The organism is Nocardia uniformis NBRC 13702 (genome assembly GCF_001613345.1).
Taxonomy (GTDB): domain Bacteria; phylum Actinomycetota; class Actinomycetes; order Mycobacteriales; family Mycobacteriaceae; genus Nocardia; species Nocardia uniformis.
In genome coordinates, this window is sequence record NZ_BDCE01000070.1 from 63,134 (window position 1) to 84,729 (window position 21,596).

The 21,596-nt window shown below is 65.8% G+C and carries 19 protein-coding genes; 8 read left to right on the forward strand and 11 right to left on the reverse strand.

Annotated features, from left to right (window positions below; genetic code table 11):
- The first annotated feature begins 48 nt into the window (after positions 1-48).
- The 5 genes from NU1_RS26110 to NU1_RS26130 all read left to right on the forward strand — a co-directional run bounded on the left by NU1_RS26110 (position 49) and on the right by NU1_RS26130 (position 5,108).
- On the forward strand, positions 49-1,437 hold the full coding sequence (locus NU1_RS26110; RefSeq protein WP_245720316.1) for a sensor histidine kinase: 1,389 nt from the start codon (positions 49-51) through the stop codon (positions 1,435-1,437).
- A gap of 50 nt (positions 1,438-1,487) precedes the next feature.
- On the forward strand, positions 1,488-1,691 hold the full coding sequence (locus tag NU1_RS26115; protein ID WP_067525264.1) for a hypothetical protein: 204 nt from the start codon (positions 1,488-1,490) through the stop codon (positions 1,689-1,691).
- 395 nt (positions 1,692-2,086) lie between these two features.
- The gene (locus tag NU1_RS26120) at positions 2,087-2,722 is read left to right on the forward strand and encodes a precorrin-8X methylmutase (protein ID WP_067525453.1); all 636 of its coding nucleotides are present in this window, start codon (positions 2,087-2,089) and stop codon (positions 2,720-2,722) included.
- Entirely contained in the window at positions 2,719-4,461 is a 1,743-nt protein-coding gene (gene cobJ / locus NU1_RS26125; protein ID WP_067525266.1) for a precorrin-3B C(17)-methyltransferase, read from the forward strand. Before NU1_RS26120 ends, cobJ begins: the two co-directional genes overlap by 4 nt.
- Before the next feature lie 104 nt (positions 4,462-4,565).
- Positions 4,566-5,108, forward strand: a complete 543-nt coding sequence (locus NU1_RS26130) for a PadR family transcriptional regulator (protein WP_067525455.1) — start codon at positions 4,566-4,568, stop codon at positions 5,106-5,108.
- 164 nt (positions 5,109-5,272) lie between these two features.
- Here NU1_RS26130 and NU1_RS26135 read toward each other — a convergent pair whose 3' ends face one another.
- Positions 5,273-6,013 (reverse strand): cobalt-precorrin-6A reductase, encoded by a 741-nt coding sequence (locus tag NU1_RS26135; RefSeq protein WP_084521826.1) that lies wholly within the window; start codon positions 6,011-6,013, stop codon positions 5,273-5,275.
- Positions 6,010-6,594 (reverse strand): DUF8020 domain-containing protein, encoded by a 585-nt coding sequence (locus tag NU1_RS26140; RefSeq protein WP_067525271.1) that lies wholly within the window; start codon positions 6,592-6,594, stop codon positions 6,010-6,012. Before NU1_RS26140 ends, NU1_RS26135 begins: the two co-directional genes overlap by 4 nt.
- Positions 6,595-6,908: 314 nt before the next feature.
- Here NU1_RS26140 and NU1_RS41765 point away from each other — a divergent pair, with 314 nt between their 5' ends.
- Complete coding sequence (locus tag NU1_RS41765; RefSeq protein ID WP_157553041.1) at positions 6,909-7,490, forward strand: hypothetical protein; 582 nt, start codon at positions 6,909-6,911, stop codon at positions 7,488-7,490.
- A 189-nt stretch (positions 7,491-7,679) separates the two neighbouring features.
- Positions 7,680-8,624 carry an alpha/beta hydrolase gene (locus tag NU1_RS26145; RefSeq protein ID WP_067525274.1) on the forward strand — a complete coding sequence of 315 codons (945 nt, stop codon included), beginning with the start codon at positions 7,680-7,682 and terminating at the stop codon, positions 8,622-8,624.
- Between the two features lie 129 nt (positions 8,625-8,753).
- On the opposite strand, the gene NU1_RS26150 is transcribed toward NU1_RS26145, so the two are convergent.
- From NU1_RS26150 to NU1_RS26170, 5 genes are all read right to left on the reverse strand, one after another.
- On the reverse strand, positions 8,754-9,908 hold the full coding sequence (locus NU1_RS26150) for a DUF6777 domain-containing protein (protein WP_067525276.1): 1,155 nt from the start codon (positions 9,906-9,908) through the stop codon (positions 8,754-8,756).
- 73 nt (positions 9,909-9,981) lie between these two features.
- Complete coding sequence (locus tag NU1_RS26155; RefSeq protein ID WP_245720317.1) at positions 9,982-11,136, reverse strand: esterase/lipase family protein; 1,155 nt, start codon at positions 11,134-11,136, stop codon at positions 9,982-9,984.
- A gap of 323 nt (positions 11,137-11,459) precedes the next feature.
- Positions 11,460-13,724, reverse strand: a complete 2,265-nt coding sequence (locus tag NU1_RS26160) for a glycoside hydrolase family 3 N-terminal domain-containing protein (protein WP_084521827.1) — start codon at positions 13,722-13,724, stop codon at positions 11,460-11,462.
- 44 nt (positions 13,725-13,768) lie between these two features.
- On the reverse strand, positions 13,769-15,211 hold the full coding sequence (locus NU1_RS26165) for a sulfatase family protein (RefSeq protein ID WP_067525281.1): 1,443 nt from the start codon (positions 15,209-15,211) through the stop codon (positions 13,769-13,771).
- Positions 15,208-15,702: an MFS transporter gene (locus NU1_RS26170; protein ID WP_067525283.1), complete on the reverse strand. Its 495-nt coding sequence runs from the start codon at positions 15,700-15,702 to the stop codon at positions 15,208-15,210. The genes NU1_RS26165 and NU1_RS26170 overlap by 4 nt, the downstream gene beginning before the upstream one ends.
- Positions 15,703-15,824: 122 nt before the next feature.
- On the opposite strand from NU1_RS26170, the gene NU1_RS43850 reads away from it, so the two are divergent.
- The gene (locus tag NU1_RS43850; protein ID WP_281221269.1) at positions 15,825-15,947 is read left to right on the forward strand and encodes a hypothetical protein; all 123 of its coding nucleotides are present in this window, start codon (positions 15,825-15,827) and stop codon (positions 15,945-15,947) included.
- 346 nt (positions 15,948-16,293) lie between these two features.
- Here the strand turns inward: NU1_RS43850 and NU1_RS26175 are convergent, their stop codons facing one another.
- The 4 genes from NU1_RS26175 to NU1_RS26190 all read right to left on the reverse strand — a co-directional run bounded on the left by NU1_RS26175 (position 16,294) and on the right by NU1_RS26190 (position 21,486).
- Complete coding sequence (locus NU1_RS26175; RefSeq protein WP_067525286.1) at positions 16,294-17,856, reverse strand: sulfatase family protein; 1,563 nt, start codon at positions 17,854-17,856, stop codon at positions 16,294-16,296.
- Between the two features lie 123 nt (positions 17,857-17,979).
- Positions 17,980-18,546: a PadR family transcriptional regulator gene (locus tag NU1_RS26180; RefSeq protein WP_067525288.1), complete on the reverse strand. Its 567-nt coding sequence runs from the start codon at positions 18,544-18,546 to the stop codon at positions 17,980-17,982.
- A 64-nt stretch (positions 18,547-18,610) separates the two neighbouring features.
- Positions 18,611-19,549, reverse strand: coding sequence for a formylglycine-generating enzyme family protein (locus NU1_RS26185; RefSeq protein ID WP_067525290.1), 939 nt, complete (start codon positions 19,547-19,549; stop codon positions 18,611-18,613).
- Between the two features lie 83 nt (positions 19,550-19,632).
- Positions 19,633-21,486, reverse strand: a complete 1,854-nt coding sequence (locus tag NU1_RS26190; protein WP_084521814.1) for a sulfatase — start codon at positions 21,484-21,486, stop codon at positions 19,633-19,635.
- Positions 21,487-21,596 lie beyond the last annotated feature (110 nt).

Consider the following 21,596-nt stretch of genomic DNA (forward strand, 5'->3'; position numbering starts at 1 on the left):
CTGCTCTTTGCCTCATTGGCGGTGTATGGATTCATGGTTCCGCTGTGCATGACAGTCTCCACTTCACGAACCCAAGAGCTGTGGTTGAACCGATTCGTCTATGCCGGATGGTTCGCCGATCTCGCCGGGAAATCCATGGACAGTGGCGATCGGAAACCACTAGTCGACGAGATGGAGCGCTATCGCGAATTGTATTCGGAGAGGATTCTCGTGGTCGATGCGAGTGGTGTCGAATTCGCCAATACCGGCGTGGATACCTCGGCGCGCGGTGTCGAGAATGCCGTCGTCGCCGTCCGCAGCAATCGCCATGCGACCGGTCCCCCGCACCGCCTGCGTACCTGGGATCCGGACACGATGCTGGTCGCGTCTCCGATCGGGAGTGGGCTCCACATCAGGGGGGCAGTGGTTATCGAAGCGTCGACGGTGCGGGCGAAGTCCGAGATCACCGGCCTATGGGCGCTCATCTCACTCGGGGCGTCCACCGCACTCACGCTGTTCACCGGCGTCGCGCTGGGCCTGAGCCGCTGGTTGTTGCGTCCATTGTTCAAACTGTCCGACTCGGTTGCCGCACTGACCGAGACACTGCCCAGACCGCCCGACAAGAACCACAGCCCGTCGAAGACGGTCTCGGATTCCTATGGCGGATACTTCGGCCCGCCCGAGATACAGGAGTTGGCACGGTCGTTCGATTCGATGTCGACGGCCGTCTCCGACTCCGTGCATTCACAACGCCAGCTGGTCGCCGACACCGCCCATGCGATTCGGAATCCGCTGGCAGCGCTTGCCATTCGCTTACAAGCCATGGAAAAGGTGATTCCCGAGCAGGCACGTACATCGTTTTTGCGAGCCAGTTCCCAGGTCGACAGGCTCACCGCGATCCTCGACGGTCTGCTCAAACTGGCCGTTGCCGAGACTCCGGTGGGCTACGACCCGGCCCAATCCGACGCGCACTGGCCCGATCGCTGCGATGTGATGCGTGTGGTCGAGGACCGGGTCGAGGAGTGGCAGGTCGCCTTCGAAGTGGCGAATATGACGCTGACGGCGGAATATTCGCTCAGTGTGATCGAAGCCGCGATCCCTGCCGACGCGCTGGCGCAGATTCTCGATATCGCATTGAGCAACTCCTGCCGATACGCGGGATCGGGGGCGGCAACCGAGGTACGCGTCCGCGGTGAGTCCGAGCGCGCGACTATATCGGTGGTGGACAATGGGATCGGCGTCTCCGAGGACGAGATCACCAAGCTCACCACACGGTTCTTCCGAGGCGCATCCGCTGTACCGGGCGGCACCGGGCTCGGGTTGCCCATCGCCTCCGCGCTGGTTCAGCGATATCGGGGTGAACTACTGATAGCGCCGGTAACCCCACACGGGCTACACGTAGCGTTGCGGTTGCCGCCGGTGAAACCGGAAAGACCGATGAGCAGGGGCACAGCATGACTCTGCCGCAGTGACATCCGACCTTATACAGGCCGACAGTGGATCGAGCGATGAATAACCGCCACTCGCAGCTACCGCTGGAGATCCCGGCCGCCTTCACGATCGAGCCAGGCCCGACCGGATTCGTGCTGGATACTTCGAAGCTGCCCATACAGTTCGGTATCCAGCCTCTGGTCAAGGTCGGTGACTGGCCGATTCCGAACCTGACCTGGGGTGCCAGCCATCTCTCGACCCCCCAGGCGACCACGAGGTGACAGTGAGCACTTCACAACTCGGACTGGAATACGGCCCCGCACATATCATCGTCCCCGTGGCAGAAGGCCACATCACGCGTGTCTACTACAGTTCCCCCCGGCTGTACGAATTCTGGTGGCTCGGGTCGGTCATGTCGCCAGTTCATCATTGCCGTTCGGTGTGGTGGTGGCGCGGCGCTCGGATTTTATATTCGCTCGAGGGTCGGACAGCACGGTTGGTATGGCGGGGACCTATTACGATCTGCTCGCTGGGCAGCCAGGTCGAGCGATGCCGCTGTCAGACAGGTTTCAGCCGTCGACCAATTCCCGGTCCCCGACCGGGTCGAGTGAAATCGCCGTGCTGACCACGGACCCGGGGCGCGGGGCGCCCGGACGCCCGCCTTAGGGTGGACGCCATGTCCGACGTGCGCACCAGCTACCTCACCGACGGGGCCGAGATCTATCGGCGGTCGTTCGCCACCATTCGCGCCGAGGCGGAACTCGACCGGTTTCCGGCGGAGGTGTCGCAGGTGGTGGTGCGGATGATTCACGCCTGCGGGCAGGTCGATTTGGCCGGGGACGTCGAATACAGCACCGATGCGGTGGCGAAGGCGCGGGCGGCGCTACGGGGCGGGGCGCCGATTCTGTGCGACGCGAAGATGGTGGCGTCGGGGGTGACCCGTAAACGGCTGCCCGCCGATAACGAGGTGCTGTGCCTGCTCGATGATCCGCGGGTGCCGGAATTGGCGGCGGCCCTGGGCAATACGCGATCAGCGGCGGCCCTCGAACTGTGGCACGACCGCCTCGATGGTGCGGTGGTGGCCATCGGCAATGCGCCGACCGCGCTGTTCCACCTGCTCGACATGCTCGACGCGGGTGCGCCACGTCCGGCGGCGGTGCTCGGTATCCCCGTCGGATTCATCGGCGCGGCCGAATCCAAGCAGGCCCTGGCCGAATACGGCGATATCGAATTCCTGACGGTGCGGGGTCGCCGCGGTGGCAGTGCGATGACCGCTGCCGCCCTCAATGCGATTGCGAGCGAACAGGAATGAGCGGCAAGCTCTGGGGTATCGGACTGGGGCCGGGCGATCCGGAACTGGTGACGGTCAAGGCGGCACGGATTATCGGCGCGGCCGATGTGGTGGCGTTCCACAGCGCCCGGCACGGGCGCAGCATCTCCCGTGCCATCGCCGAACCGTATATGCGGCCCGACCAGGTGGAAGAACACCTCGTCTACCCGGTGACCACCGAGACCACCGACCATCCGGGCGGATACCAGGGCGCGATCGATGAGTTCTACGAGAGCGCCGCCGCCCGCCTCGCCGACCATCTGGCGGCCGGACGCTCGGTGGCGCTGCTCGCCGCCGGTGACCCGCTGTTCTACAGCTCCTTCATGCATATGCACCGCCGCCTGGCCGACCGGTTCGACACCGAGATCATTCCCGGCGTCACCTCGGTGAGCGCGGCCTCGGCCGCCCTCGGCACCCCGCTCGTCGAAGGCGAACAGGTGCTGACCATCCTCCCGGGCACCATGCCGGTCGAGGAGCTCACCGACCGCCTGCGCGGCGCCGACGCCGCCGCCATCATGAAACTCGGCCGCACCTACCCCGGTGTGCGCCAGGCACTTTCGGATTCCGGTCGCCTCGAAGGCGCGTACTACGTCGAACGTGCCAGCAGCACCCGCCAGCGCGTGCTGCGCGCCGCCGATGTCGACGAGGCCAGCGTCCCGTATTTCGCCATCACCCTGGTTCCCGGCCCGGAACCGGCCACGCCGATTCGTTTCACCGACGCCGCGAGCACCGCACAGCACGTCACGGCCGCCGTATCGCCAAGCGGTGCCGCACCGCACCATCCAGCGACGCCGAATGAGTTCGCGAAGCTTTCGCAGATCCTGGATTCCCGCAGCTCCAGCACGCCTGCCAGCGACGTGCCCGCCGCGGTTGCCGCAAACTCCGGGGTCGCGACAGCGGTCGGCGATACAGGAACCACTGGACCGGAATCCGCCAGCTCAGTGGAACCGGTTGCGGCCGGATCGCCCGGCGCGGATTCCGGCGAAGTGGTCGTGATCGGCCTCGGCCCGGGCGCGAGCGCCTGGACCACTCCCGAGGTGACCCGGGCGCTCGCCGAGGCCACCGATATCGTCGGCTACAGCACCTACATCAACCGGGTGCCGCAACGCCCCGGCCAGCGCCGGCACGCCAGTGACAATCGCGTCGAATCCGAGCGTGCCGCAATGGCTCTCGATATGGCCAAGAACGGCGCGAAGGTCGTGGTCGTCTCCTCCGGTGATCCCGGCGTTTTCGCCATGGCGGCGGCGGTGGTCGAGGAATCGGCCGATCCGCAGTGGCGCGATGTCCCGGTGCGGGTGCTGCCGGGGATGACCGCGGCCAGTGCGGTCGCGAGTCGCGTCGGCGCACCGCTCGGCCACGACTTCGCCATGCTCTCGCTCTCGGATCGTCTCAAGCCGTGGGAGGTGGTGGCGCGCCGGATCTCTGCGGTGGCCGCCGCCGATATGGCCTTCGCCGTCTACAACCCGGCCTCCTCGCAGCGCACCTGGCAGGTGGCGGCCATGCGGGACCTCGTGCTCGAGCACCGCAAACCGGGAACCCCGGTGGTACTCGGCCGCGATGTGGGCGGTCCGACGGAGTCGGTGCGGGTGGTGACGCTGGGTGAACTCGATCCGGCCGAGGTGGATATGCGTACCCTGCTCATTGTGGGCGCTTCCACCACCACGGTCTTCGACACGGCGGGCGGGCCGCGCGTTTTCACTTCTCGTCGCTATATCGACTAATATTCCAATGTGGAACATCGCGGGTATCGAAACAGCGCAGTAGAGGGCCCGGCCCGCACGATGAAGGCCCTCCGCACAGTGTTCGGCGTGGAAAGGGAGTGACCGTGGCAGACGATAAACGACGCCCGCTCAATTCGACGGCCGCGTCGCTACTCGGATTCCTGCACCAGGGCCCGATGTCCGGCTGGGATCTGGTCGCTCTCGCCCAGGACCGCATCGGCGACTTCTGGACCATCACCCAGAGCCAGGTGTACCGCGAACTGGCGACCATGCACCAGCACGGCCTGGTCGACAAGGGCGAAGCGGGCGCGCGCGACCGCACGCCCTACCGCATTACCGAGAGCGGCCGAGAGGCCTTCACCGAATGGATCGCCCGCGATCCGGGGCCGGAAACCATCCGCGTTCCGCTGCTACTCACCCTGTCGTTCGGTGAGTTCGTGGAACCCGAACGCCTGCAACGCATAATCGCCGCCAATCGCGAGATTCACGAACACCGCCTGTCCGGCTATCTGGGGGGCCATGACGAACAGCGAATCTCGCCCTTCGAACGCGCCACCCTGGACTTCGGTATTCGCTATGAGCGCGCGGTTCTGGACTGGTTCGACCGACTGCCGGAACTCCTCAGCCGAACCAGTCGCCTCAGCTGATACCGCAACGACTCTCGGCTCGCCCTTCGTCATTCCGGCACGCTTTGGCCGGGACCATACCTTCACGTAGCGCACTGGATCGTGTGGATTCCGGCCAAGAGCGAGCCGGAATGACGGGAGCGCCGTTGCAGTACGAGCTCACGTCACACTCGACGGATGGGAGTTCAGCCGGTGCGTTGCCGCAGCCAATCGAACGCCGCGGCAACGGTTTCCGCGATGGCGGCACCCTGCGGCACCGGCGGGCGGTCCACAACCACCACGGGCAGCCCGAGCGCGCGAGCGGCGGCGAGTTTCGCTTCGGTCTGCGCGCCACCGCTGTCCTTGGTGACCAGGACGTCGATGCGACGGCCGGTCAGCAGTTCGGTCTCGTCGGCAATGGTGAAAGGTCCACGCGCGAGCAGTAATTCGTGGCACGGTGGCAGCGCGCCCTCGGGCGGGTCGATGGCGCGAATGAGAAACCACTGGTCCCGCAGCTCCGCGAACGCCGCCACACCCTGACGGCCGATGGTGAGGAAGACCCGCTCCCCCAGTCCGGCAACGGTTTCCGCCGCGGCCGTCAGATCGGGCACGCGTATCCAGCGGTCCCCCGACTGTTCGATCCAGGCCGGTCGGCGCACATGCAGCACCGGCACACCCAGGCTCGCGGCCGCCGCGGCCGCATTGGCGGTGATGCCGCCCGCGAACGGATGCGTGGCGTCGACCACAGCTTCGATAGCATTGTCCGACAGCCACTTCCGCAGCCCGTCCACCCCACCGAACCCGCCGACGCGGACCGCGCCGACCGGCAGTACAGGTTCACGCACACGTCCGGCGAGCGAGGACACGATATCGAGTCCTCGCTCGCCGGAAGCGATATCGGCGAGTTCCCGCGCTTCACGGGTACCGCCGAGAATCAGAATTTTCAGGGCTGCCCACTGAAGTAGGCAATACCGGAATCGATCAGCGGCTGACCACCAGCGATCAGCAGACCGATCAGCGCACCGAACGGCAGGCCGATGCCGAAGAAGAACGCACCGATGATCGCGCCGATCAGCGCACCCAGCGAGGCACGCTGCAGCTCGGAGAAGAACCACTCCTGCGAACCGATGAACTTCACCGATACATCGTCGGCCTTCGGGGCGGTCAGCGACAGCTGCCGTCCGTCATTGTCGATCGCGGCGGTCAGGGCGATCTCCTGCTGCCCGACCTTCCCGATCAGCGGCACCTGGGCGACAACCAGCCCCTCCTGGTTCTTCAGCGTGACAGCCTTGGCGTCGGCATCCAGGCTGAAAGCACCGCCGGTCACCTGGGTGACGACGGTATTTCCGCTCTCGGCCAGCCGCACCGAGTAGTCGACACCCTGGTCCTGCCCCTGCGCCTCGCTGGCCGGAGCCACCTGCACCACGGCCGGAGCCGGTTCGGCCGGAGCACCGTAGCTGGTGCCCGAGGCAATCCCGGTGGCGGCGATCGCCATCATGGCAACGCTCGCGAATTTCCTGTACTTCATGAAGCTCCCATACATCTGATACGTAGTCCCGATAACAATCGGGTTACGGCACGTCACCCTACCGTTGAACTAGCAACGTTTCATTACGACTGCCGTACTGAGGCCCTTTCCTGTGACACAGCGATCATCTGCTCGGCTGATCCGTCGACTTGCGGTTGCTCTCATTCGAAGTAGCCCTCAATCAAGTAATCGCACTGCGATGCCCCCACGACTGAGTGGCAGTAACACCATCGGGCCCACGCCCTATACGTGTGCAGGGGCGGAGTCGGTCGGCAGCGCGACTCGCTGTCGCCTCATCAGCAGGGATTCGCATCATGCAGGTACTGGCCTCGGTTCTCGTCCTCATCTGGATGGTCATGGTCGTCGTCGCCGTCATAGGTCTCATACGCGGACGTGTGCGATGGGCACGCATCGGTAGCCGACGCTCGGCGGGATGGGTACTGGCCGCATCGTTTCTGGTCTTCATCTCGATCGGATTGGTTGCGCCGAAACAAGATTCGACACAGGCTCCGCTCGCCATCGCACCGTCGCCCAGCCCGGCTTCCACCACCAGCACCCAACCGCCGCCGGTTATCCCGGCCACCACGACTACGTCGACACCTGCCACTCCCACGCCTACATCGACAGCACCCACCGTGGCCGCGCAGCCCTCGACAGAGCTCCCGGCGCCGCTCACTCAGACTGTCGAAACACCCGTCATCGAACCTGTGGCTCCGGTGACGCCCACAGCGCCAGCGCCGACTCCCCCTGCCGCTCCCACGGTGGCAGCGCCCCCGAAGCCCGTCACAGCGGGGGCGTTCTGTAGTACCGCGGGAGCAACCGGTATCAGCAAGACCGGCAAGCCCATGGTGTGCGAGACCGCCAGCGACGGAAGACTCCGTTGGCGGCAGCAATAGGCTCGATCGCGGAGCCGACTCCCAGATTCCACAAGGACCGGTCCTGCTCGGATTGAGTCTGGGCACAATGATGTTCGCATTCAGCGGGTCCCAGTTCTTCTCGCACGGACCATTGGGTTGACTACCCTGTCTCCCGACTCTCGAATACCTGCGATGATCGACGCTTCACCGGCCCCAGAAGAGAAGTACATGTCGCATCAGCCGTTTCACCCCGATCTGCGGATCGCACGATTGCTGCCACGCACCATTGTCGGTCCCCGCAACCTCTGGTTGATCCGCCGCTTGACCGCGATCCTCGATCGCCCGCGATCGGACGTGGACATCATCCGGATCGACGCCGAGGTATCCGTACGAGTCTTTCGCCCTTCCCGACCCCGACCCCGACCGCGGACCCCGGCATTGCTGTGGATCCACGGCGGCGGATACGTGCTGGGCACCGCCGCGCAGGACGACCGGTTCTGCCGCCGTATCGCCGACCAACTCGACATCACCGTCGCCTCGGTGGACTACCGCGTCGCACCCGAACATCCCTTCCCGACCCCACTGCACGACTGCTACAGCGCATGGCGCTGGCTGTCGGAACAACCGGATGTCGATGCCCAGCGCCTCGCGATCGGCGGCGCCAGCGCGGGTGCGGGTTTGGCGGCGGCGCTGACCCTCCTCACCAAGGAACGCGGGACGATCCAACCGGTTTTGCAGATGCTGTCCTATCCCATGCTCGACGACCGAACCACCACGCGCGCGGAGCTCGACCGCCATCGCGTCCGCCTGTGGAACGCCGACAGCAATCGATTCGGTTGGCGCTCATACCTCGGACCGGCGTACGGCAACGAGATATCCCCCCTTGCCGCACCGGCACGCTACGACGACCTCACCGGCCTCCCGACCACCTGGCTCGGCGTCGGCACCAACGACCTGTTCCACGACGAGAACCTCGCCTATGTCCAGCGCCTCGAGCAAGCCGGTGTCGACTGCACGCTGCATGTGACGCCTGGCGGCTACCACGCATTCGATATGATCGAGCCGAAAGCCGCAGTGTCACAGACATTCCGGCGGTCCCAGGTCGACGCTTTGGACAGTGCATTGAACGACGGCACCAACCGACTCACCGATCCGATTTCCGATGCCGACTGAGCGGAATGACGGCTACCTCGCCCAGATGGCTACCGGCACCGTCCGAGCGACCACCGACGAGGCATCGAAATCGCCCGCACCGCGATCGAACGGACACCGTCGAGCACCTGAGCGCCCCGGCGCAACGGATCACTGTGGTGTCAACGTCATTGTGGTGGCGGGGCCGGCACTGGTTCCGTCGAACCGCAGCTTCGGGCGGCCGTTCGGCGAGATCGCGGTGATCGGCCCGGTTGCACTCCAGGTGCTGGAATACCCGTTACCAGTCGACAGGCACTCCATGGTGGCGGTCTGGCCCGGTTGGCCGCTGAGAAAGCAGTCCCATCCGATGTGGTCGTTCGTTTGCGGCGTGCGATACCGGAATCCTGTGCCTTCTCGGAGCAGAGTGCCTTCCACGCCGGAAAACTCCGACGCCAGGATCCAGATCCCGGAAACATCCACTTCGCCGCCACCAGGGTTCGTAGTGGGAGCAGGTGTGTCGGGCGTCGACGTCGACGTCGTTGCCGGCACGGTAGGTACTCGGTCGACGATATCCCGGTCACCGGTTGTGCCGCACGGCCGTTGAAATTCTCCGGCAGTAGTGAGATCGAACAGGGCCAACACTGCCAGCGCCTCGTCCGAGGGCCTGATAGCGAATACCCAGCTCGGATCGAAATCGTCCCAAGGGTCGCCGGTGAAACTCACCTGCGGACCAGACACCACCTGCGGCAACGTCAACGGTGTCGCACTGATGGCACGTATCCGCGGGATACCGAAAACATCCACGAGCACAACAGTTCCGGACTCCAAGACCGCCTGCTGTGGAATCGCGCGCCCCTCGCGCAACAGGTGGTAGGTCAACCGCACATCCACGCGTAGGACCACAGGTGTCAGCTCAGCCAGGTACGTCCCGAAGTTATCCACCGTCAAGGTGTCTCCGCCTCGCCACCGCAGTTGCTCATCGGATCTCAACGCATCCACCGCAGCCTCGGTTGCGACGCGGTCAGCGCCGAAGTGAGCGATCGTATCGTCGCGCCCACCGACGGGCTCGTTCGGTACCCCACCATAGAAGGACGGCTCGTTACCGGAGAAGCTTCTGTCGGTTTGGGATCCCCCCTCGCCGAACGGATTCGACGATACCGCGACCGCGGCTGAGTTCGGTGCCGGGTTGCCTCTGAACGGATCGTCACCGAGGGCGTCGCCACCGTGCCGATAGACTTCCGTCAGCCCGAGAACCGGGGGCGTCGAGCCCGCCTGATCAGAGCGGGCATTGCTGCGTGCGATCAACGCGACAAGCGCAATGACCACAACCAGGACTACCGCGACAACTCCGAGGCCTATGAACATCGGCGCGACGGGCCGGGCCGGGCTGTCGTCGCGCCTAAGCGGTGTGTGAGGGCGTGTCCTCCCATAGCGGTGCCGCCGACGCCCCCGGTGGCCACCGCTGCTCGATTACATCCAGCGCTCGGCCAACCGCCGGATCCTCCCGCGCGAATGCCCACTCCATGGAGACGACCAGCGCTTCGCGCCCGGTTTCACCGAAGATGGCGCAGATCTCCACCAGCGCGGCCAGTTCCAACCGCGGGTTACCCCCACCCGGTGGCATGCGCTGTCGCACATAGAGCGGCATGCTCATGACAAACTGTGAGCGGACAGCGGGATCGATCAGATCCGAGATTTTCTCCAGCGCCGCCGCAATCTGCCTGACGGCCTCTTTGGTCAACCTCTGCTCGGTAGGCTCTGTGATCACTTGTGTTCGAAGCTCACTCGCGATCGACCGGTTCAGCTGATCCACGCGCTCGGAGTCCACAGGTGCGGCGGGAGTATGCGCGCTGCGCTGCACTTCTTGTAGCAGACGGGTTTTCACGATCCGGTACACCAGATCATCTGCCGAGGTCGGCCGAATGATCGACGAATGGTCTCCTGGCAGCACACCACCGGTGGGAAATACCGAGGTCGCCGACTGCGGTAACACGACCCGGTCGGAGAGGCCCGCGTACGCCTCGATTGGGATCGGCACGCTGGTCGCCGTCGTCTCGGTAGCGTGCACGACGCGGTCGAGGATCATCCGCTGTGTCCGGATGATCTTCTCGTTGAGTGGCCGCAACTCGCGCTCCTGCGGATTGCGTTGCCACCGTTTACGCAGCGCCAGAAGGTATTCCGAGCCCGAGTTCGGGGTCGCGAACATCAGGATTCGGCGTATCCGTCGAAGTTCGAGCCCTCGCCCTTCGGACAGCTGCTGCGCTAGATAGCGCTGCACGATGAGCCCGCCCTGGCTGTGCGCGGCGAAAACCACCTGCTGATCGGGGACGAGTTGCTCGGCGAGCTGGGTACCCAGGAACCCCGCCACTGTATCCAGTTCCGGCAGTTGTTTCTTCGGCACCAGCTCCGCAAGTTTGCTCGGGTAGTCGACTCGCACGACGCGTACACGACCCGCGAGATCAGGGTCCCGGTCGAGCAGGTCGAGGAGCGGATCCCACGCACCGCTGTCGGACAGGATGCCGTGCACTACAACAAGAGCCACCTGCGCGGACACAGCGTCACCTCAGATTTCCGAACCGAGACCGGATCGAGCTTCAGCCATCCTACGAGCTGGGCCACCACCACACCCTGAGAACGCGCAACCAAGCACGTCCGCTGAACTACCCCCTGATCGGCGGACCCTGGGATCGTTGCCGTGGACCGTTCGCGGCCTCCGGAGCAGCCGGGCGGTACATGGCGGCCCGGTACACGGGCGGCGGGGCGGACCCAACCATGGGTTGTTGCGCGGACACCGGGCGCCACAGGCTTCCACCGCTCGGCGGCATCCCTGCCGCACGCGCAGCGCGTTTCTGCAGCGGTGGCGCGATCAGCGACCCGTCAACTCCGACGGCGGTCCAGCTCAGCAGGCTGTTCGCCATTCGTGTCCGCAGGCAGCGGCGGGTGCGCGGATGCGATGATCTCGTCGATCGCGGGAATATCGAAATCGACCGCGTCGATGCGGCCCAGGCGGTTCAGGGGCATGCTGAGCAGCATGTGGTGGCGGCCGAAATCTAGTTCCGGGTTGTCCAGGAGCATCCCGACCAGGCCGCCGCCGGCTCTCGAAATGATGTCGCGGACAGCGGGTCCGTAGTCCGGGTCGGCCAGCCAGAATCCGGTCGGTGACGTGGGTTCCAGCTGTCGGCGCAGGGGGTCTCCGTCGAGCCGGATCGTCTGTGCCAACCGGATATCGGCGCTGGACGCGCCCACCTCGACGATGAATTCGCCCGCTTCCACATGCCAGTCACCTTTGCCCGGATGCCAGTACGCGAAGGCACGGCGATCGAGTTCGATACGCACGCGGCGGGATTCGCCGGGGGCGAGGTGGGTTCGGGCGAATCCCTTCAGTTCGTGGACCGGCCGGGGTAGTTCGGCTGCGGGATCGGCGATGTACACCTGTGCGATCTCCGCCGCCGGAAACTCGCCCGTATTGGTGAGGGTGAATCGTACTGCGGCGGTGTGGTCTTCGACGGTCACGTCGAGATCGGAATAGGTGAAGTCGGTATAGGTCAGGCCGTGCCCGAACGGGAAAGCCACCGGGAGTCCACGGGTTTCATACCACCGGTAGCCGATGAAGATGCTCTCGTGATAGTCGACGGTGCGGCCGTCGCCAGGAAAGGCCGTGTGGGCGGGGGTGTGCCGGAGATCGGTGGGCAGCGTCTCGGCCAGCTTGCCGGACGGTGAGTGCATGCCCGAGAGCAGATCGGCGATAGCGCCACCACCGGCTTGGCCACCGAGCCAGGCGAGCAGGATCGCGTCGGCGTGATCGGCGAACGGCAGCGTGACCGCGGAACCGGCCTGGACGACGACGGTCAGCCTGCCGAGGCGCTGCCGCAGGGCGTGCAAGAAGTCCGATTGCTCGACCGGCAGGTCGATGACCGTACGGTCGAAGCCCTCCGATTCGGCGTTCTCGGGCAGTCCGGCGAAGACGATGACCTCGGCGGCAGCGGCGGCAGCGGCAGCGGCGGTGCGGTCGTAGTCGGGGAAATAGTCGATGCGGCGGTCGGGCAGCGCCACGCGCAGCGCGTCGAGCGCATTGTCCAGACGGGTCGGCACCACCCGCGAACTGCCCGCGCCCTGATAGCGAGGCGTGGCGGCGAACGGACCGACGACCACGATCGGGGCGCCGGTACCTGCCAGCGGTAACGCACCGACATTGCGGAGCAATACCGCGGACCGACGGGCCGCGTCGCGGGCGAGAGCGTGGTGGGCATCGACGTCGACGACCGCCGGACCCTCCGACGCGTGCGCCCGGTCGATCAGTGTCAGGACCCGCGAGGCGGCGCGGTCCAGGTCGGTGCGGTCCAGTTCGCCCGAGGCCAGCGCGGCGAGCACTCGCGTGGGACCGTCCGGGCTCATGGGCATTTCGAGATCGAGTCCCGCGGCGATACCCGCCGCGCGATCGTTGACGGCCAACCAGTCCGATACCACCACGCCCTCGAAACCCCACTCCTCGCGCAACACCTGGGTGAGCAGCCACCGATGCTCGGAGGTGTAGATGCCGTTGAGCCGGTTGTAGGAGCACATCACCGTCCACGGCCGTGCCTTGCGCACAATGGTTTCGAACGCGGGCAGGTAGATCTCGCGCAGTGCCCGTTCGTCGACCTCGGCGGAGACCGTCATCCGATGGTCCTCCTGATTATTGGCCGCGAAATGCTTCACCGATGCGCCGATCCCGTTGTCCTGCAGGCCGGACACCATGGCCGCACCGAGTTCGCCTGCGAGATAAGGGTCTTCGGAGAAGTACTCGAAGTTGCGCCCACACAGCGGGGACCGCTTCATATTGACGCCCGGCCCGAGCAGCACACTGACTCCGGCGGCCCGTGCCTCGACCGCCAGCGCCGCCCCGATCCGCGCCAGCAATTCCGGATCGAAGCTGCTCGCCAGGCCGGACGCGGTCGGAAAACAGGTCGCGGGGCGCGAATCGGTGGTCCCGAGATTGTCGGCATCCGCATCCTGTTTCCGCAGCCCGTGCGGGCCGTCGGCGACGCTGATGCCCTCGATTCCCAGTCGTGGCACTCCGGCGAGATCCCAGAAGGTCGCCCCGGTGCACAGCGATGCCTTCTCGGCATCGGTCAGTTCGGCGATGAGCGGATGTACAGGCATGACCGTTCCTTCGGTATTCAGTGCAGCGGAGGGTGGCTTCGAACTCAACGCGCCGACGCTCCGGGCGCGGGAAGTTCGACATGTGGGAAGCGGGGGTCGGGCTCGAGCGGCATGACATCGCCGGTTTCCACCAGCCAGCGCAGCATCGCCTCGTGCATGCGCTCGACGATGCTCGCGAACTCCGGGCGCCCGGCCACATTGTTCGTCTCGTGCGGATCCTCGGCGCGCCGGTACAGTTCCGGCTGCTCGTACAGTCGCCAGACATAGGTCCAGTCACGATCGCGGACCGCCACGGCGCGGCCCACCAGCGGCGGATCCTCGTGCTGTAGCTCCCCTTTGAGGTCGTAGGGGAAGCCGGGCCGTTCGAACTGCGGCTCTTCGTCGACGGTGAAACCGCCCTCGGTGAAGGCGTATTCGCGGTGCTCCCGCCCGGGTTCCCGCAAGAGCGGAACGAGACTACGTCCGAAATGCCGATGTGCCGCCGTCGCTCCCGCCATATCGAGCACGGTGGGCAGGACATCGATCAACTCGACCATCGCGTCACACCGCTGCCCGGCCGGTATACCGTGACCGCTGATAATGAGTGGATCGCGAGTGATGCACTCGTGCATCGCCGACGGCCACTTCTCGATAATCCCGTAGTCACCGAGGTATTCGCCGTGATCGGCGAAGAACAGCGTGACGGTATCGTCGGCGACGCCGGCCTTGTCGACCCCGGCCAGCACCCGCCCCAGTTGCGCGTCGAGCCGTTCGATCATCCCGTAATAGGTGGCGGCGACCTCGCGCCACTGCGCGGCGGTCACCTCCCCGAGGCCGTACCGCTCCCGGATCGCGGCCAGGTACCGCGGTTCGGTCGCCGGATCACCCGCGGGGATCGGATCCGGCAGGTCGTCGCGATTCACCCGGGAGAAGTACGGCTCCTCCACCTGGAACGGGCAGTGCGGTGCGATCATCGGCACGAACAGCACCCACGGCTGCGCGGGCGGGTTCGACAGCCACGCCTCCGCGGTGCGGATCGTGGCCTCGTCCGCATCGATGCCGCTGTCCTCGGGTACCAGCCCCCGATAGAACAGCCGCGCCCAGCCCTCCGGGTAGTCGCCACCGTGGGCGGCCGTCGGCATGACCGAGAACCCGTACTCGTGGCAACTGTCCTCCGTGACCCCGGGCGCGAAGGTATCTCCGCGCATCCCGGCCCAGGTCACGTGGTACCCCGACTCCTTCAGCGTGCGAAGCAGATTCGGCTCGTGCGGCTGTAGCAGACGGGTGAGTGAACGATGTCCGGCGGTATGCGGATACCACCCGGTCAGGAAGGACGCCCGACTCGGCGAGCAGACCGGATGCTGCACATAGGCATTGGTGAAGGTGGTGCCGCGCGCGGCGAGTGCGTCGATATGCGGTGTGTGCACGTGCGGGTTGCCGAACGCACCGAGCGCGTCCGCGCGCAGCTGATCGGGAATGAATATGACGAAGTTGGGACGAGTGGTCATTCGGCAACCTTCCCTGTGGCGCGGGCCACCAAAGTAGCTCGCACACTGGCGGATTCACGGATATAGGGCCGGTACATGGCAGACATGAACAGGCCGTTGACAATGGTGAGCACGACGACGAGATAGAGCAGGGCCGCTTCCAGGCCGATCCGGTCGCCCAGATAGCCGATCCCCAGCGTGATCGCGGCCCAGCCCGCGGATTCGGCACCGATTATCAGCGCGAAGGCGGCGCTGCGCAGCTCCGGAGTGGTCACCGACATCAGCACCGGCCGGTTGCACCCGGGAATGAACCCTTGGAGAACGCCGACGATCGAGAACCAGATCGCGTACACCCAGATGGACGACCAAGCGACCTGGGTGCACATGGCGGCGGTCAATGCCCAACCGAGCGTAGAGATTTGCCACACCGCCAGTCGTCCGATATCGGGGAATCGGCGCTGGATCCGGTCCACGACAATCCCGCCGATCACGGTGCCCCCGACATAGGACATCAGCGGGGATTCGCGACAGCTGCCCCAGTAGCGGGCCGATGATCGCGGACAGTAGGGCGAACCCGCCGTACAGCAGTCCGGCGGCGCGGCCGCGGCTGTTGTCGTCGAAGAGATCGGCGAGAATGCCGTTGATCAGTGGTCCGCCCGCGGCGAAACCCAGCGCGGCGATCCCGTACAGCACCAGCACGTTCTTGCGCCCGACCCGGGCGGCCACCAGCACCCAGATCGGACCGAAGATCACCTGAATGATCTTGTGTACCGCCACCATGACCCCGAGTGCCGACAGTGGCAGTCCCAGCGCGGCACGCAATGCGGGGAACAGCGTCGACACCACCGCGCCTTCGCTGTTGTCCATACTGATCAGCCCACTCAGCAGCGCGAGTTGCCGCCATCGGTTGGCGACCGGCGGCGGCCCGCCGGAGGCGGGGACAGCCGCGACCGCCGCGGGACCGATCGCGGCGGAGCCGACAACCGGCTCCGGCGGCATGGAGTGGGACACGATGTCGACTTCCTTGTCGGCTGGACTAGGGGTACGCGGGAACCGCCCGGCGCGATCGAGCGCGGGCCGGGTGTTCGGTGCGGTAGCGGCTGTCAGGTACCGGGCGCGGCCTCCGACAGCACCTGCATCCAGCGGTCGCGCAATGCCTCGACGCGCGGCCGGTCAGGGGCGTGCCAGGACACGGGGATCGTCAATGATCCCAGCCGCTGTTCGAGGTCGTCCGCCAGGTGCGCGCGTTCGGTATCGCGGAGATGCCGCGCGTAGCGCACCGGGTCGTTGTAGTAGGTGGGTCCGGTTTGCAGGGTCGTCTGCATCGGATCGGGCAGTGCCCCGGGGTGTCCGGCGTAGGTGTTCCACCATTCGGCCAGGCGGGCGCGCATCGCGATGGCGAGTTCGGGTTCATCGTCGAGCAGGTCACGCGTCAGGTACGGATCGGCGGTGACATCGAACAGTTGCTCCCACTCCGCACGGAAGCAGCCCGGGTGATAGGTGCGAATATAGAGGTGGTCGCGAGTGCGCACCGCACGCTGATAGGTATGCGCGCCGTGGCCGAATACCAGATAGTCACGTGAGTCGATCGCATTGCCGCGCAACGCTTCCGCGAAGGACTCGCCCTGCCAGCCCGCCGGAATCCGAAGCCCGAGCAGATCGCACAGGGTGGGTGCGAGATCGATATTGTAGAGCAGCGCGTCATTGCGTCGCTGTTCGACGCTCAGATCCTCGGTGAGACCGGGCCAGTAGACGACCAGCGGCAGCCGGTGCGTCGGTTCGTTCGCCAGACCGTGCTCGGCATAAGAACCGTTCTCGCCGAAGGATTCTCCATGGTCGGCGCTGACGATCACCGCCGTATCCTCGGCGATGCCGAGTTCGTCCAGCGCTGCCATGAGCTTGCCGAAATGGTGATCCCAGTACGCGATAGAGCCGTCGAATCCATTGATCAGATGTTCGAAGTCCGCTCGTGAGCCGATCGCGTCCGGCATATTGTGCGGAACCGGGGAGCTACCGTCCCCGGCGAGGGAGTAGTTGAGATCCAGCGCGCTGCGCGGTCCGTAGATATCAGCGTGCGCCGCAATGGTTTCGGCGTCGGGCCAGTCCTGCACCGGCCCGGATTCGGCCATCGTCGTGGTCCAGTCCACCGGCTGGGTGTAATCGGTGTGCGGTTCCCAGTAGGTCAGGTGCAGATACCAGTTGTCCTCGTCGGCGTGGCGTTGGATCCAGTCGATCGCGGCCCGATTGACGTCGACGGCATCCTCGTCGCCCCAATTGCTGGTCGCGCGAATGGATTCGCGGAAGTTGGCGTGGAAGTAGTAGGCGCGGTGGCGTTCGGCGAAGACCGATACGGCCGCGGTGTAGTAGCCGCCGAATTGCAGGGCCTGCCCCAGCATCGGTCGATCGGGCTCCGGGGCGTGGCCCGCGTCCAGCCGGAACTGAGCGGCCTGGCCGAAATGGCCGATGACACCATTGGTGATACCGAACTGCCCGCTGGTCAACGCCGTACGCGAGGGCATACACGGTGAATCGGAGCAGTAGTACCGGTCGAAGACCACCGACTTGTCCGCCAGCCGTTGCAGATTGGGGGTGGTCGGCCGGTGATAGCCGTACGGGGTGGTGTGATCGGCGCGGAGGGTGTCGACGTCGACATAGATGATGCGCATGGCAAATCTCCCGGGTGCGGTGTGGTGTGGCAATGGAGCGCCCAGGGGCCAGGGTCGATTCTGGTGCGGGCGGTGCGGATCACCGCGCGGGAACGGTCGAGCGCGGTGCGTGAGGTGCCGAACTCAGTGCGAGCGGCCGGATTCCAGGCGTGCCAGGGTGAGCTGCAGCCAGGCGATATAGGCGGCGGTCGAGGCGTACCCGTGCTCATGGGCCATGACGTGCACCTGACGAGCCCACTCGGGATCGAGATTCGGCAGCTGCGGATGGTAGTCGCCCGGCAGCGGTGCGGCGGCCGAGAGATTGTCGTGCTTCAGCCGGTACTCGAGTTCTGTACGGACGATCTCGATCGCGATCTCGCGGTCCAGTTGTCCGGCGAAGAAGAACCGCAGCTTGAAATCGGGATCCATGGGCCGCGGTGAGGGCTCGAAGGGCGACCGTGCCCACTCCAGCAGCGTCTCCCGTCCGGCGTCGGTGAGCGTATAGACCTTCGCGTCCGGTCGACCCTCACGGGGATCGATTTCGAACTCGACCAGTCCGCGTTCGACGAGCACGCCCAGGCGGCGGTAGATCTGCGGCAGTTGCACGCCGTAGCCGATGTAGCGACCAGCGCCCTCCATCCAGCGGCGCAGGTCATATCCGGAGTACCGGCCCAGCGCGAGAGCGCCGAGGATCACGTAGTCGAGCTGCATTGGTCTCCTATGTTCCTAGGAACTTAGCTTTGAGAATCGCATCGGTAGTTCGATGTGTCAAGGGTCAGGAGGCGGCGAACGTCGACACCGCACACCGGAAGCCGGTGTGGGCACTCGAACTGTCCGGAGTATTGGCCGAGCGGGCCGAGACCCGATAGCGGAAACAGTACGAGTCATGGCACATGTACGAGCCACCGCGGATCAGTTTGGCATCCCCGGTGGCCGGTCCGCGCGGATCGGCCACCGGGTCGGCGTCGTGCCCCCGTGCCCACCAATCCGCACACCACTCCCAGACGTTGCCGGTCATGTTGTAGAGACCGAAACCGTTGGGCGCGAAGGCATCGACGGGCGCGGTGCCGCGGTAGCCGTCGGCGGCGGTGTTCTTGGCGGGGAAGCTGCCGCGCCAGATATTGCACCGGTACTCACCGTCGGGGTCGAGGTCATCGCCCCACGGATAGCGCGCCCCGATCAGGCCGCCGCGCGCGGCGTACTCCCATTCCGCCTCCGTCGGCAGCCGTTTGCCCGCCCACTCGCAGTAGGCCGAGGCGTCGTTCCAGGACACATGGACCACCGGATGATCGCCGCGGTCGGCCAGTCCGCTGTCCGGTCCTTCCGGGTGATCCCAGACCGCGCCCTCGACCGCGCACCACCAGGGCGTGCGTTCGACCCGCTGCGATCGCCGCCGGAGCGCGGCGGGCAGGAAACCCGCGAATACGTACGACCAGCCCAGCCGTTCGGCCTCGGTGCGGTACCCGGTCGCCGCGACGAAGGCGGCGAACCGGTCATTGTCGACCGCCCGGGCGTCCAGGTGGAACGGGTCCAGCCGGACGCGACGCACCGGACCTTCACCATCGGCGGGATATCCGTCGCCGTGCGCGTTACCCATCAGGAATTCGCCACCGGGCAACGCGACCATGCCCGCGGTATCCGCGCGGTGCGCACTGGGCGAGGCCACCGGGAGGACGACACCCCCGGGCGTATCGGCGCCCGCGCGCGAGGGCATACAACAGCTCCGCGATTCGGCGGGGTCCACAGGCTCCTCCGTTGGCGTCGATCACCAATGATGCATTCGAATGTACATAGGTACTACGCCTGGGTCCGGGATCGGCCCTGCCGCGGACCGTGCGACGGCGAGTAATCACCGCGCGCCGATGCCGAACTCCCCACCTCGGTCGTCAGGGCTGCCATATCCGCGGCGATCGCATGGAGTTTGTCCAGCGGGACGGCCCCGCGTGCGACTGCCACGATATCGAGCAGGGCGGCGTCGCCGATCATCTGCAGCACCTCGGTATCGCCCAGAATCGGCAGATGCCGGTGCAGGATCGCACCCGCCACCGGATCGGCGAGCATTTCGCGCACCGGAATCAGCAGCGCCGCGCCGCCACCCGCGAAATCCTCAGGCTTCGGTAGCGGCTCGGCGTTGTCGACAGCCAATGCCCGCTGGGCACCCACCAGCAGGTGCGTTTCCGTGACCGGGCCCGTGACCGGCAGGCCGAGTCGCTCGAATTGACTGGCGGGCGCGTCGTTCTCGCGCATGAGGTCGACCATCAGCCCGGCCAGGCGCAGTTCGACCGCGTCGTCCTGGATCGGATTGCGCTGTTCGGGATCGGTGACCAGATCGAACAGCAGGGTGCCGAACTGATAGGCATTCATCAGGCTGCGGCCGGAGATACGCAGTGTCCGCACCCCTTTGGTGAAGGTGAACGGCTCCGCCAGGGTCAGATCGGCGAGTTCGTCGGTACCGAACCGGGCCCGCATATGGGTCGGCATGAGCGTGAATTCCTCGAGCGGCTGATTCGACGCGTCGACCGGCGCACGCATGTAGACATAGCGGCCGTCCGTGAGATTGACGTGCCCGCCGTGGATTCCGAACAGACCGGCTTCCCTGGACCCGGTGTCGGTGGCGACCGGCAGCGGGATGCCGCGCATATCGTCGGTGCGATCGACACCGAAGAACTCCAATAGCGTCGGCGCCAGATCAATGGTCTGCACCAGGGATTCACTGCGCCGCCCGGCCGCAGCGGCCGCCCGGGGGTCCCAGGCGAACAGCGGCAGGTGGACCAGTTCGTTGTACCAGGGCATGACCGACTTGCCCCACCAGTCCTTCTCGCCGAGCAACAGTCCGTGGTCGGTGCACACGATCAGCATCGTGTCCTGCCACATATCGCGTTCGTCCATGATGTCGAGGACCCGCCCCAGCGAGTGGTCGCACATCGACAGCAGCGCCGCGTATTCGAAACGCCCGTGCCGCACCTGATCCGGCGTCTCGGTCACCCGCTTGTAGTCCGGCCAGTCGAAGTGCGGGCCGTCGTAGTCGTGCGGGTAGAGATCCTTGTACCGCTGGTGACTGAAGAAGGGTTCGTGCGGGTCGAAGGTCTCGATCTGCACGAACCAGCGATCCGCACCGGAATTCGTGCGCAGGAACTCCATTCCCGCGTCGAAGGTCAGTGTCTGTGGATGCCTGGCCTCGGTACCCAGGTGCTGGCGGTTGACCCAGTCCTGCCGGTAGGCCTCGCGCCGCATGCGCTTGAGGTCCTCGGGGATCTCGGGATCGGCCACCTGCCCCTTCCACGGGTCGCCCTCCTGGCCGCGGAAGAACTCCCAGCTGTTGTAGCGGCCGTGGTAGGTCGCGCCGCCGTCCTCCCAGTAGTGCGGGTGATCGCTGGCCAGATGGGTGTAGACGCCCGCCCGCTTCAGCATCTCCGGCATGGAGTCGTCGAACGGTTCCAGCGGACCCCAGCTGCGGTGCAGGAAATTGTGCCTGCCGGTATGGATTTCGCGGCGGGCGGGCATACAGGGCATCGACCCCGCCCAGCAGTTGTCGAAGGTGGTGGTGCGCTCCGCGAGCCGCGCGAAGTTCGGCGCATGCGTCCAGTCACCGCCGTAGGGCGGCAGCAGGTGCCTGTTCAAGCTGTCGAACATCACCATGATTGCTCGCATGGACTATCCCTTCGGTCGATCACTGCGGCGGTCGTCACTACGATATGTTCCTGAGAATACATACATCGAGGCATTGATCTAGCACTATCGCGGATAGATAGTTGCTGCCA